Annotated in this window: 16 protein-coding genes; 4 read left to right on the forward strand and 12 right to left on the reverse strand. The window is 36.5% G+C overall.

Going from position 1 to position 12,559, the window contains the following annotated elements:
* From AACZ92_RS10115 to hemW, 6 genes are all read right to left on the reverse strand, one after another.
* Positions 1 to 297, reverse strand: a 297-nt coding sequence (locus tag AACZ92_RS10115; RefSeq protein ID WP_339700645.1) for an MmcQ/YjbR family DNA-binding protein, incomplete at its 3' end; no start/stop codon positions are given.
* A 2-nt stretch (positions 298 to 299) separates the two neighbouring features.
* Entirely contained in the window at positions 300 to 1,259 is a 960-nt protein-coding gene (locus tag AACZ92_RS10120; RefSeq protein WP_339700648.1) for a transglutaminase domain-containing protein, read from the reverse strand.
* Positions 1,249 to 1,875, reverse strand: coding sequence for a DUF4230 domain-containing protein (locus tag AACZ92_RS10125; protein ID WP_339700651.1), 627 nt, complete (start codon positions 1,873 to 1,875; stop codon positions 1,249 to 1,251). The genes AACZ92_RS10120 and AACZ92_RS10125 overlap by 11 nt, the downstream gene beginning before the upstream one ends.
* Position 1,876: 1 nt before the next feature.
* A complete protein-coding gene (locus AACZ92_RS10130; protein WP_339700654.1) occupies positions 1,877 to 2,230 on the reverse strand; it encodes a DUF4260 domain-containing protein in 354 nt (117 codons plus the stop codon).
* Positions 2,231 to 2,977 (reverse strand): cyclase family protein, encoded by a 747-nt coding sequence (locus tag AACZ92_RS10135; protein ID WP_339700657.1) that lies wholly within the window; start codon positions 2,975 to 2,977, stop codon positions 2,231 to 2,233.
* A 43-nt stretch (positions 2,978 to 3,020) separates the two neighbouring features.
* Positions 3,021 to 4,145, reverse strand: a complete 1,125-nt coding sequence (gene hemW, locus AACZ92_RS10140; protein ID WP_339700660.1) for a radical SAM family heme chaperone HemW — start codon at positions 4,143 to 4,145, stop codon at positions 3,021 to 3,023.
* Between the two features lie 95 nt (positions 4,146 to 4,240).
* On the opposite strand from hemW, the gene AACZ92_RS10145 reads away from it, so the two are divergent.
* Positions 4,241 to 5,308 (forward strand): transporter substrate-binding domain-containing protein, encoded by a 1,068-nt coding sequence (locus AACZ92_RS10145; protein ID WP_339700663.1) that lies wholly within the window; start codon positions 4,241 to 4,243, stop codon positions 5,306 to 5,308.
* Positions 5,309 to 5,317: 9 nt separating this feature from the next.
* Here AACZ92_RS10145 and AACZ92_RS10150 read toward each other — a convergent pair whose 3' ends face one another.
* Positions 5,318 to 6,013 (reverse strand): geranylgeranylglyceryl/heptaprenylglyceryl phosphate synthase, encoded by a 696-nt coding sequence (locus AACZ92_RS10150; protein WP_339700666.1) that lies wholly within the window; start codon positions 6,011 to 6,013, stop codon positions 5,318 to 5,320.
* A complete protein-coding gene (locus AACZ92_RS10155) occupies positions 6,013 to 6,654 on the reverse strand; it encodes a 4'-phosphopantetheinyl transferase superfamily protein (RefSeq protein ID WP_339700669.1) in 642 nt (213 codons plus the stop codon). Before AACZ92_RS10155 ends, AACZ92_RS10150 begins: the two co-directional genes overlap by 1 nt.
* A gap of 92 nt (positions 6,655 to 6,746) precedes the next feature.
* On the opposite strand from AACZ92_RS10155, the gene ahcY reads away from it, so the two are divergent.
* The 3 genes from ahcY (at position 6,747) to AACZ92_RS10170 (ending at position 9,946) form a co-directional block, all read left to right on the forward strand.
* Positions 6,747 to 8,063: an adenosylhomocysteinase gene (gene ahcY / locus AACZ92_RS10160; protein ID WP_339700672.1), complete on the forward strand. Its 1,317-nt coding sequence runs from the start codon at positions 6,747 to 6,749 to the stop codon at positions 8,061 to 8,063.
* Between the two features lie 185 nt (positions 8,064 to 8,248).
* Entirely contained in the window at positions 8,249 to 9,244 is a 996-nt protein-coding gene (locus AACZ92_RS10165; protein WP_339700675.1) for an alpha/beta hydrolase, read from the forward strand.
* Positions 9,245 to 9,286: 42 nt separating this feature from the next.
* Positions 9,287 to 9,946: a transglutaminase domain-containing protein gene (locus AACZ92_RS10170; protein ID WP_339700678.1), complete on the forward strand. Its 660-nt coding sequence runs from the start codon at positions 9,287 to 9,289 to the stop codon at positions 9,944 to 9,946.
* 81 nt (positions 9,947 to 10,027) lie between these two features.
* Here AACZ92_RS10170 and rpmA read toward each other — a convergent pair whose 3' ends face one another.
* The 4 genes from rpmA to AACZ92_RS10190 form a co-directional block, all read right to left on the reverse strand.
* Positions 10,028 to 10,291: a 50S ribosomal protein L27 gene (gene rpmA, locus AACZ92_RS10175; RefSeq protein WP_339700681.1), complete on the reverse strand. Its 264-nt coding sequence runs from the start codon at positions 10,289 to 10,291 to the stop codon at positions 10,028 to 10,030.
* Between the two features lie 23 nt (positions 10,292 to 10,314).
* On the reverse strand, positions 10,315 to 11,016 hold the full coding sequence (gene rplU / locus AACZ92_RS10180; RefSeq protein WP_339700684.1) for a 50S ribosomal protein L21: 702 nt from the start codon (positions 11,014 to 11,016) through the stop codon (positions 10,315 to 10,317).
* Between the two features lie 121 nt (positions 11,017 to 11,137).
* Positions 11,138 to 11,593, reverse strand: coding sequence for a DUF4199 domain-containing protein (locus AACZ92_RS10185; RefSeq protein ID WP_339700687.1), 456 nt, complete (start codon positions 11,591 to 11,593; stop codon positions 11,138 to 11,140).
* Between the two features lie 60 nt (positions 11,594 to 11,653).
* Positions 11,654 to 12,526, reverse strand: coding sequence for an EamA family transporter (locus tag AACZ92_RS10190; RefSeq protein WP_339700690.1), 873 nt, complete (start codon positions 12,524 to 12,526; stop codon positions 11,654 to 11,656).
* Positions 12,527 to 12,559: the final 33 nt, after the last annotated feature.

Raw genomic sequence — 12,559 nt, forward strand, 5'->3', positions numbered from 1 at the left:
ATGGTCAATTAACTCTAGTAGCAAATCGGCTGGAATGTTGCGTTCCAATTCGACAGTGTTCCAGTGTTTTTTGCTCATATGATAACCGGCTGTGATGAAGCCGTCATATTCCTCTCTCAATTCAATAGCCCGTTCTGGATCGCATTTTAGGTTGGCAGTAGCAGGCATTTTTTCTAAAGCACATAAGGCAAACATTTTATCCATTACTTTAAAAACTAAAACATCTGGACCAAATGGTAGCGATTCGGTTACGCCTTTTTTTGATAAGCAATAGTCTCGAAATGCTTCAATATTCATCCTTAATCAATTTTATAGCCTAACGCTGGTTCGCCGTCAAAGTAAATTAAAAGTGTGGAAACACCTAATTGCAACGGAACTTTAAACGTAATGACATTCGCTTCTTTTTTAATTTCTGAAATAGCAATCGGTTTTTCCCCGAAGCTGTACGAAATGGTGGAAGCATTACTATTTCGGATTTGAAAATCAATATACCCATCATCATCTTCCGAAGAAATAACACCAGCTAACGGCTTCTCCACATCTTCCCTTCGTAGGGTTTCTGGAATAATAATCGGCATATTAGCGAATACTTCTTTTGAAATTACAGCATCAATCAACGCATCTTCATACATCGCCGGATAATGGGTTTTAAAAAACAGTTTAGGTGGCGTTTTGTAATAAAAATAAGTAGGTTCTTTTATAAACTTCCCATTGTATTTTCCCGCTCCCCACGTAGGATCGAATAGGTATTGCTTTCCATCAATGGTGGCGATATTCCACATATGTGTGTTTTTAAAAGGGCGGCCAATATCATTAAAACTGGCTTTTATATCACCCCTAACCAAATAGTTTTTAATTCCCTGAAGTTCACACAAACGCTCAAAAAGCATCGCATAACCTTCGCAAACGGCGATTCCTTCTTGTAGGGTACGTTCGATTATTTTTTTTCGAGTCGCTTCTTCCTTTTGGTTTCGCTCTCTAAAATTTTTAAAGTTATAATTGAATTTTTTGTATTCCGAAGGTTCATAAGCCACGTTGTTTATAATCCAAGTATAAATGGCGCGAACTTTATCTTCTTCGGAAATAAAATCGCGCGAAATAAACTTTGAAAGCTTTTCGGGGTTGTCAAACTCATTAGGATACAATTGAATAGTAGCATCTACTTGCTCATAGTTTTGGGCTTTCACAGAAAATGAACCGCTCCCAAATAGAAAGCAGAAAATTATTGCTTTAACATATGAATAAAGCTTACTTCTCACCTCTTTCTGAAATTTTTTCTTGAGCGTTGCGATCGGTTTCCAAAGCCGAATAATCCAATTTCCAATTGATGGTTTCTACCAATTTTTCCATCAGTTTTATAGTTTCCATCGCTTGGTTGGAAGCTTCTAGTAACAAACCACTGCTTGGTACTTTATCGATAATATGTTGTTTGGCTTCGCGGTTAATATCGGTTAAGTCGGATGACGTAAACGGGTTTGCCCACCCTTCGCGTTTGTCGTAATATTTAAAGTCGGTTTCGATGGTCATCAGTTCCGGTTGGGGGAAATTGGTCAACGTGATCATTTTATTTTTGGTATCGGCATTCATGTTAATCTTCGTGAGGTCGAACCCCACGTGAGCTTTCGCTTCAATTAAAATAAGCGCTTTTTTCTTTCCTAAAATAACGTTGAGCCATTTGTCCTTTACGCTTTCGTAGTGGTAAATTTCAGAAAAATCGCCTTCCACCGTGATAAACTTACAGACACTGCGAATGCGCTCCATCAATACCACGGATTGTGAATGTACTTTCTCTTTTTTTCGAGAACCCACAAACCAAGAGAAAATAAAGTACGCCACTACAGCTCCGACAGCCAGACCTATAAAAAGTAATTCCATATTAATTGTTTCCTATGCTTCCTAAATGTGTGTTTTTAAAACTGTCTGGATATTTTAAGCCATACTCAAAAATCCGATCCATTGCTGAATGGGAAAACAGAATAACACCTATTAAAGTACAAATTTCACCAAAATAAAGCATTCCTGCTATAATAAATAGGATTGCGACTGCTTTATGATGAAACAAATTATAGGTGACCGCACCTACTTTTGTATTAAACAGATATCCCAACATACCTATATCGGGCAGTAATAATAGGATGGGGAAAACCCACCACGAAAATTCCAGTTGTGAAAACAACAAGATTCCAAATATAAACTGGGCAAACTCCTCAATTTTAAGTGTTGTTTTCATCTAGATAAATTTATACAAAACTGGTTTACTCGGCGTCGCATCGTTATGAAACGAAGCAATTTGTAGGTTTAGCAAGTAACTGCCGTCTTTCACTTGGTTGGGCACATAAATAAATTCGGTTATGGTTGCTTGGTATCTTGGCTTTTCTGGATAGTTCCAAAATGCTTTGTGTGCCAACAGTTTTCCCTCGTCCTTTTCTTTATCTACTGAAGGCAAATCTATCAACAGGTGTTTCACTCCTTTTTCACGTAACAATAACGCGGCCTCTTCATGTAAATACGGCCAATTGGTGTTTGAATAGTGTCTTTCTTTTTTTTCTGAAGTATTCGGCAAGGTTCTAATGACAATTGCTTCGGGGTTTCTGTTTTCAAGGGCTGATTTAATTTCGCAAGCCGGAATTATTTGATCTTCACCTATTTTTTCTGGAACGAGTGAAATTACTTCCGCCGAAAAAAAGAAGGTTTTTAATGCTTCGTTCACTGAATAAAATTCTTCTGAAATATGCCCCACACATTCCGTATGCGTTCCGTGGGCATGTGGATTAAAAGCAATGTTATTAAAATTAACCGAAGCGCCTTCGCTTACTTTTGCCACCCAATCGTCCATTTTAACGGGTTCAATTTTAGGCGGTTTTAAATACCAAGCTTCCGGATTCTTTTCTGAAGCTCGTAATGGGATTGAAAGATCTAAAGGCTTTGAAAGATCGACCGTTTTTAAAATTCCGTCTATGTTAAAAGTGGCGCGCAAATACTTGGTTTTTAAAAATGTAATATACGATTCTATTGTGAGATTAATCTGTTAAAAACAAATCGGAAGCAATGCCATCACTTAAGAACTTTCCCTTTTTTGAAACTTTAAGCGAGTCTTCTTCTAAAAACAACAAGCCTTTATCTAAATGCTGAGTCGCTTGTTCTAACGCGTACTCTTTATATTTTTTTCCGAAGGAATTTTCCAATTTATCCAAGGAAACACCCCATTTGGTTCGTAAACCAGTCATAATATATTCGTTGTAACGATCTTTTATTGAAAGTATTTCCTGCTCTTGCGGAAGTTCTCCGGCAGTAATTGCCTGAATGTATTTGGCATTGTTGGCAACATTCCAACTACGCGTCTTACCGTCAAAACCGTGTGCCGAAGGACCGATGCCCAAATACGGTTTTCCTTGCCAATAAGCAGTGTTGTTTCGGGAATAATAACCCGGTTTTCCAAAATTTGAAAATTCGTAGTTTTCAAATCCGGCGCTTTCGGTTTCTTTGAGCAGCGTTTTATAATGCGTTTCAGCAACGGCATCTTCGACTGGCGGAACAATCCCTTTCTCAATAAATTTTTTCAAGGCTGTTCTAGGCTCAACAGTTAAAGCATAACACGATAAATGTGGAATATCAAGCGAAATGGCAGTATGCAGATTCTGTTTCCAGCGTTTATTGGTCATTCCCGGAATACCGTAAATAAGGTCGATACTTATATTGTCGAAATTCTTTTTAGCTTCTTCAATACATGAAAAAGCTTCTTTTTCATTGTGGGCGCGGTTCATTAGGGTTAAATCTGCTTCAAAAAAAGATTGTACACCGATGCTTAACCGATTAATTGGACTGTTCGCTATTGTTTCAATTCGGTCTTTTGTTAAATCGTCTGGATTAGCTTCAAGGGTGATTTCAGCATCGGTAGCTACTGTAAAATTTTTAAATATCGTTTCAAAAATCTGCTTTAATTCTTCTGAAGTTAGCAATGACGGGGTTCCGCCTCCAAAATAAATAGTTTGCACGGTTTCAGTTACTTCTTTTTTCCGAAGGATTAATTCTTCACACAATGCATTGACCATTGCTCCTTTTTTCTTTATCGAAGTTGAAAAATGGAAATCGCAATAATGGCAAGCCTGTTTGCAAAAAGGGATATGTAAGTAAATTCCGCTCATTCAGTACTAAAAAGGGTTCAGTTATTGTTTTTGACAAAAATACGCTATATTTTATGGCAGACCTTACAGTCCTTATATAAACCCAATTCATTTTTATGATCAAAAATGCTATTTATCTTTTATTTTTTGCCATTAGCCTTTCAGTTTTAGGACAAACAGCAAAGGATTCTACCTCATTACGGGTGGGTATTGCTGGCTCTGCTCCTTTCTACATTAATAATGAAAAACCTGAAGGCATTGTACCCGATTTATGGCGAGAAATCGCTTTTAATATTGATAAACAATACACGTATAAAAATTACGCCTCGGTGGAAGAAGGCATGCAAGCCACTACAGATGGGGATATTGATGTGCTAATCGGACCTATAACTATTAACTCGTTACGGGCAGAAACCGTTAGTTTTTCACATCCGTTTTATGACACCGAATTAGGTATCTTAGCTCCGGTATTGGAGCTCACGTTTTGGGATCATTTAAAACCTTTCTTTTCTTCTACCTTTTTATATGCTGTGGGCTTTTTACTAATTGTCCTTACCATCGTAGGTAAATTATTTTGGTTATTGGAAGGTCGTAAATTCCCTGATGAATACAGCAAACACCCTATAAAAGGAATTGGTGGCGGAATCTGGCTAGCGATTGTAACGATGACGACGGTTGGGTACGGTGATTATGCCCCTAAAACAATACCGGGACGCTTTTTAATGGGCGCTTGGATGATTATTTCTTTAATTATGGCAACTTCTTTTGTAGCGGGAATTGCCACTACTTTGACCGTGAGCAGCCAACAGGAAAAAACAATTAAATCATTAGGACAATTAGAAGGAAAAAAAATTGCTACGCCAAGCTATGATAAAGTACTTAATCAAGTACGAAACGTAGGCGGAACGCCCGTTCCAGTAAAAAATGTAAATGAAGCGTATGATTTACTTTTAAACGAAGAAGTAGATGCAGTTTTATATGATGTAGTTCCGTTGGAATATGTTTTCAGTAATAAGGAAAAAGAAAATTTTGAATTGAGTAAAAAAAATATTCAACCACAACATTATGGTTTCATTTTTCCGTTAGACAGTCCTTTACGAAGAGAAGTGGATTTACAGATTATTCAATTGCGGGAAGACAATGAAATTGAAGATATTGTTACGCAATGGATTAATACGAAGTAATGAGCTACATTATTTTTCAAAAACGGTACCCATTACTATCAAATCTGCTCCGGCGATGTAAGCTGCTTGTTTCTGGGCTTCGGTTTTAATACCGCCACCTACAATAAGGGGAATGTTAATGGCTTTTTTTACTTCGGAAATAATTTCTGGCCTCACCGGATTAATCGCTCCGCTTCCGGCTTCTAAATAAATTAATTTTGCGCCCATAAATTCGCCAGCAATTGCCGTATGTACAATTGTTGAAACTGCACCTTGGGAAAGCGGTTTTGTATTGCTAACTCGTGCTACGGCAGATTCAGTTCCACCATCCACCAAAATATAACCGGTAGGAATTACTTCCAATTTTGATGCTTTTAGCTTCTCAACAGCTTTTAATTGTTGGCCTACCAAATATTCTGGATTGCGACCTGAAAGTAGGGAAAGAAATAAAATAGCATCTGCAAACTTGGTGATATGTGTATGATCGCCTGGAAACAAGATTACAGGCAACTGAGAATGATTTTTTAGTGCTTTTACTGTAGCTTCGGTATGACCATTGGCATCTGTACTGCCACCTACAAATAAATGTGTAGTTTCGGTTGGCAGTTGTTGAAGAAAAGAAGCGGTGTCAAACGTTGAAAATTTATCAGGGTCTATTAAAATTGCTAAGCTTTTTTTCCCTTCGGAAATATCACTTAATATATTTTGATAATGAAACTGGTTCATTATCTAATTTTTTCAGAAATTAGCGCGTAAGCACACGTAAACCCTTCAAATTCTAAAAACCATACTTTATAGGTTTCTTCTTTGTCTTCAAAAGAAACTTCGGCAGTAGATTGCAGATCGTCCAACCTGAAATCCTCAACATAAATATGTTCTAAAAAACTGACGCCTTTTCGGGCAAAACTTTTATACAACGATTCCTTTGCGCCCCAAACCATGGTGAGTTTCCGCATCACGGCATCATCGTTAGCGAGGGTTCTATATTCTTCAATCGGGGTAAATTTATGAGCGATTTTTAATATTTTTTGACGTTGTTTTTCAATATCAATCCCCACTTCTTGGTCACTGATTATAATCGCCGAAAAAATAAAAGAATGCGTAATCGAAATATGTTTATCATCGGTTAAATGTGGCTTGCCTTTATCATCATAATACAAGTCGTGATCCGTATAACCGGCAGCTGCCAATAAATGACGAACGCTCATAAATCCGCGCCGGTGTAGGTCGCTTTTCATACCATCTACACGTTCTTGGCAATGATTGGTTAGTGAAATTCCGTCCGAAAGAAATTCGTACGATTCTTCTATCTTCCAAATCAAGACCTTAGTCGTTTTATTTACTGTTATAGTTTTGTAAAGTGGCATAAACGTTTACTAGATATTATGTATTTTTGCAACCTGAAAACTGAGCAATATCAGTTAGCAGATAAAAAAATTGTTAATTCAAAGATAAGAATATGTCAACGAAAACAGTGCCTTACACGGCGTATAAAGTAAAAGATATTTCCCTAGCAGATTGGGGACGTAAAGAAATTGAGCTAGCTGAAGCAGAAATGCCAGGCTTAATGTCGCTACGTGAAGAATATAAAAACGAGCAGCCTTTAAAAGGTGCCCGTATCGCCGGATGTTTGCACATGACCATACAAACTGCGGTTTTAATTGAAACCCTTATTGAATTGGGCGCAGAAGTAACTTGGAGCTCGTGTAACATTTTCTCTACCCAAGATCAAGCTGCCGCAGCCATTGCTGATGCTGGAATTCCGGTATATGCTTGGAAAGGAATGACCGAAGAAGAATTTAACTGGTGTATTGAACAAACACTTTTCTTTGGGGAAGATCGTAAGCCGTTAAATATGATTCTTGATGATGGTGGAGACCTTACTAATATGGTTTTTGATAAATATCCAGAACTGGCTTCTGGAATTAAAGGCCTTTCTGAGGAAACAACAACTGGGGTGCACCGTTTATACGAACGTATGAAAAACGGAACATTGGTCATGCCAGCAATAAACGTAAATGATAGTGTTACTAAAAGTAAATTTGACAACAAATACGGATGTCGCGAAAGTGCCGTAGATGCTATTCGTCGTGCTACCGATGTTATGCTAGCTGGAAAGCGCGTTGTGGTATGTGGCTATGGTGATGTAGGTAAAGGTACTGCTGCTTCTTTTAGAGGTGCTGGAGCGATTGTTACGGTTACTGAAATTGATCCAATTTGTGCATTACAAGCTGCAATGGACGGTTTTGAAGTGAAAAAACTGGAAACTGTTGTTGGTAAAGCTGATATTGTAATTACCACAACTGGAAATAAAGATATTGTTCGCGGTGAGCATTTTGAAGCGATGAAAGACAAAACCATCGTTTGTAATATTGGCCACTTTGACAATGAAATTGCTGTTTCTTGGTTAAAAGAAAACCACGGAAATTCGCACGTAGAGATAAAGCCACAAGTAGATAAATATACCATTGATGGTAAAGATATTATTTTGTTAGCTGAAGGTCGTTTGGTAAACTTAGGTTGTGCCACAGGTCACCCAAGTTTTGTGATGAGTAACTCGTTTACAAATCAAACATTAGCGCAAATTGAATTGTGGAAAAACACAGATCAATATGAAAACAAAGTGTATATGCTACCAAAGCATTTAGATGAAAAAGTAGCGAAGTTACATTTAGAAAAAATTGGTGTAGAATTGACTGATTTAAGCGAAGAGCAAGCCAAATACATCGGCGTGGAAGTAGAAGGCCCATTCAAGCCTGAATACTACAGATATTAGATCGCTTCGCTATTAGAATTTAGACTGCGCTCCGCGCATTAGAAAAAAGAAAACCCTCACAGTTATTGTGGGGGTTTTTTATTTTTGAGACTAATTTAAGCTGTAAAACCTTAAGGTCTACTTAAAACTTTCACTATTACAACTAGCTTTCATAACTTTATATAGATTTAATTTAAAACACTCTTATGAAACTTAAAGTAGCTATCCTCACTTTATTTATATGTTTTAGTTCGTATGCCCAAAAAGACGATTTAAAGCAACTAGATATCATGTTGAATAATTATGAATATCCTTTTAAAGTAGATTTCATCAATCTTGATATTCAGCAGCAGGAATTAAAAATGGGTTATATGGATGTTACCCCAGATAATTACAATGGAAAAAACATTCTTTTATTCCACGGAAAAAACTTCAATGGTGCTTATTGGGAAACTACCGCTAAAGCACTTCTTAAAGAAGGTTTCCGAGTTATCATGCCTGATCAAATTGGATTTGGTAAATCTTCAAAACCAGCGCATTTTCAATATACATTTCAGCAGTTAGCAGAAAATACAAAACAGCTTTTAAATACTTTGGAAGTTTCAGAAACAGCAGTTTTAGGGCACTCGATGGGAGGTATGTTAGCTACCCGATTTGCCTTAATGTATCCTGAAGCCATAGAAAAATTAATTTTAGAAAATCCAATTGGCTTAGAAGATTGGAAACTAAAAGTTCCGTATCAGTCTATAGATTGGTGGTACAAAAATGAGTTGAAAAAAGACTACGAAAAAATTAAATCGTACCAGAAAAGTAATTATTACGATGGAAAATGGAAGCCTGAATATGATGAATGGGTTAATTTATTAGCAGGATGGACACTAAGTCCTAACTATGAGACCATCGCTTGGAATGCTGCCTTAACTTATGATATGATTTTTACACAACTGGTGGTTTATGAGTTTAAAAAAATCACTAGTCCTACGCTATTAATTATAGGAACGAGAGATAGAACAGCTTTAGGAAAACCATTGGTTAGTGAAGAGGTGCGAAAAACAATGGGTTTATATGATAAGCTAGGAAAGGCTACTCAAGAAAAAATCCCGAATTCAAAATTAGTAGAGATTGAAGGTATTGGCCATTTACCTCATATTGAAAGTTTTGATAAGTTTATTACGCCTTTAATTCAGTTTCTAAAAAAATAAATTGATTTGTTACTCGTTTTAGCATAAGGTAATACTTCTGCTATGGGCAAATACACTTTAGTTATTTTTTTATGCATTGGTCTTTCTGTTATGAATGGCTATGCTCAAATAGGCGATGTAATTAATACACGTGTTTCTTCTGAAAGAGTAAAGGTTTCAAAAAAAGGAATGCCAATCAATACTAAAAGCCTAGCAAAGCAGATTACTAAATATAGCCGCACAGACTTCGAAAAAGCAAAAGCTATTTTTTTATGGATAGCCAGCAATATTGAATATGATAATGAATTGCGCACCGATGCTAACCTTCAGAAGTCAATATACACTTCAGAATACAATGTACTTAAAAGCGTATTGAAACGTAAAAAAGCACTGTGTGGTGGGTATGCATTTTTATATGGAGAGCTTTGTAAGCAAGCAGGGATTGAGAGCCAAGTAATACACGGCTATAGTAAAAAGTATTACAGTACAAATAATAGAAAGCAAGTTGACCATACTTGGAATGCAGTGAAAATTAATGGCAAATGGCATTTATTGGATATTAGCTTAGCAAGCAGTCAAAAAAGAAACCACAAACCAAACATGTATTGGTTTAATACGGATCCTACATATTTTATTAAAACACATTACCCAGAAGATATAAAATGGACCTTAATGTCCAACCCTATATCTAAAAAAGAGTTTGAACAGCTTCCCACTATATAATGGAATAGAACCAAATTAGAACACAAAAAACCCTTAGATAAAAGTTAACTAAGGGTTTTAAAAATTTGTAATAACAATTACTTATGCTTCTGCACTAGGTACAATAGAAACGTACGATTTGTTATTTCTCTTCTTGGTAAATTTCACAACACCATCTACTTGTGCGTGCAATGTATAATCCTTACCGGCATATACATTATCTGCTGGGTGATGCTCCATACCTCGTTGTCTTACGATGATATTTCCTGCGATAGCTGCTTGGCCACCATAAATCTTCACACCTAAGCGTTTCGATTCTGACTCTCTACCGTTTTTAGAACTACCTACTCCTTTTTTATGTGCCATAATTCAGGGGTTTTTAAATGTTATTATTTTCTTCCACCGTCAAGTTCGTCTTGTAACTTTTCTAGTTCGTCCCACTTACCATCTGCAGCTAATTGAGCTTGCTGTGGCCAAGTGTCGGTAACTAAATGAGCTAATCTTGAACTTGCTTCAGTTAGAATTTCAGTTAATTTTTCAGGTTTTGCCTTTGCTACTTTTGCAAAAGTATCAATTCCTGCATCAACCATCGCTTCCATAGCTTTTGGTCCAACTCCTTCAATCTTTTTAAGGTCGTCTGCCTTAGTTGACTTTTTTGGAGCTGCCTTTTTAGGTTCAGCTTTTTTGGTTTCTGCTTTAGGAGCAGCTGCTTTGGTTTCTTTTTTCGGAGCTGCTTTTTTAGTCTCTTCTTTTTTAGCAGAAGATTTCTTTTTAGCTCCAGAAGAAGCAATACTTTCAATTACGATTTCAGAAAGGGCTTGTCTGTGACCGTTTTTAACACGGTAACCTTTTCTACGTTTCTTTTTGAAAACTATTACTTTGTCACCTTTTAGGTGTCTTAAGACTTTTGCTCCAACAAGAGCTCCGTCTATAGCCGGGGCGCCAACAGTAACATTGTCTCCGTCACCAATAAGAAGTACGTTGTCGAAATCGACATTTTTTCCTTCTTCTGTGGCCAAACGGTTAACAAAGACTTTTTGGTCTTTCGCAACTTTAAATTGCTGCCCTGCTATCTCTACAATTGCATACATAGCGTATCGTTTATGATATTAATTTATTTAAAGCTTTTCACTATAAAAAGCCCGCCTATATTTAAGGCGGGTGCAAATATAATTCTAATAATTTAAACTTACAACCTGTTTTGAGAGTAATTTACATTGTATTTCGTTTACCCTCAGGGGTGTTCCAAGAGTCTTTTAATAATTGCATAAATGCCAAGGTTAGCACCAACGATGTGGAAATCCCCATCATAGCAATTGAAATAATTAAAATAAGCGTTCCTTTATTAAAGTTCATATTCCACGAATCTAATATATAATGCGCGAATTCAGTATCCAATTCAAAAATATACAAAGACATAAAAATAGTGAAAAGCACGGTTGCTATCCCTCCGCAGAGGAAACCGACTTCAAACCCTTTTTCATACTGAAATTTAGTGGCTTCAGCTTTGTATTTCTTTATAGCTAGTAAAATACCTGCTCCATAAATTACACCATTTGCAGCACTTAAAATAGGATATTGATGTAAACCAAATAATTTCAATAACAAAAAATAGATAATTAGTGCCACTGCAATTATAACTCCGTACCGTGAATAAATTTTAAACATAATAGTTGGTTTAGCTTTTAAAGCTACTGAAAGTTACAAAATATTCTTCTAAAGAGTTTGTTAACTTTTCTTTGAAAGTAGCACACCAACTAAAATAACTGCTGCCGCAAACAACTGAAATAAACTAAATTGTTCACCATCTAGAACCCCCCAACATAAAGCAATAATAGGAATGGTATATGTTACTGAAGAAGCAAAAACCGGCGTGCTCATTTGCACTAAACTATTAAATAGAACCTTTGCCAAGCCAGTACCAATGACTGATAAAATTAATAAATATCCTAAGGATGGATATAATTCTTCAGACTGCATTGTAGCTTCAGAAAAAAAGTCCGAACTAAATAAAACAAGGATGGCTGGTACAATAATTACTGAAAATTGCCCTGCGGTAATAGCCAATGCAGAAACATTTTGAAGGTGTCGTTTTATAATATTTACATTACAAGCGTAACAAATCGATGCGCAGAGTATTAATCCGGCATACCAATAATTTTGATTGGGGTTTACCTCACTACCACTCCAAATAAGAAGAAAACTCCCTAAAAGCCCTACTACAACACCAATTAATTGATTTCTAGTAAAACCAATGCTAAAAGCAATAGCCCCCAAAAGAAGAGTCATTATTGGCGTAGTGGAATTTAAAACGGAAGCAATAGCACTATCAATTTCAGTTTCGGCAAAAGCAAAGAGAAAAGCAGGTATAAAGGTTCCTAAAAAGCCAGAAACAGCAATCCATTTCCATTCTTGCTTTTTTATGGTTTTTAATTTTCTGAAACCAATAATCAACAAAAAAATAGCGGCAAATAAGCTACGAAGCGCGCCCAACTGAAGTGGCGTAAGACCAATTAGCGCTTTTTTTATAAGAATAAATGAACTACCCCAAACCACTGAGAGAATAGCCAAATAAATCCATTTTTTATCAATGCCTTTCATGCTTCAAAAATTGAAGCGGCAAAGTTCGGGAAA

It is taken from the genome of uncultured Marixanthomonas sp., from assembly GCF_963974425.1.
GTDB lineage: Bacteria > Bacteroidota > Bacteroidia > Flavobacteriales > Flavobacteriaceae > Marixanthomonas.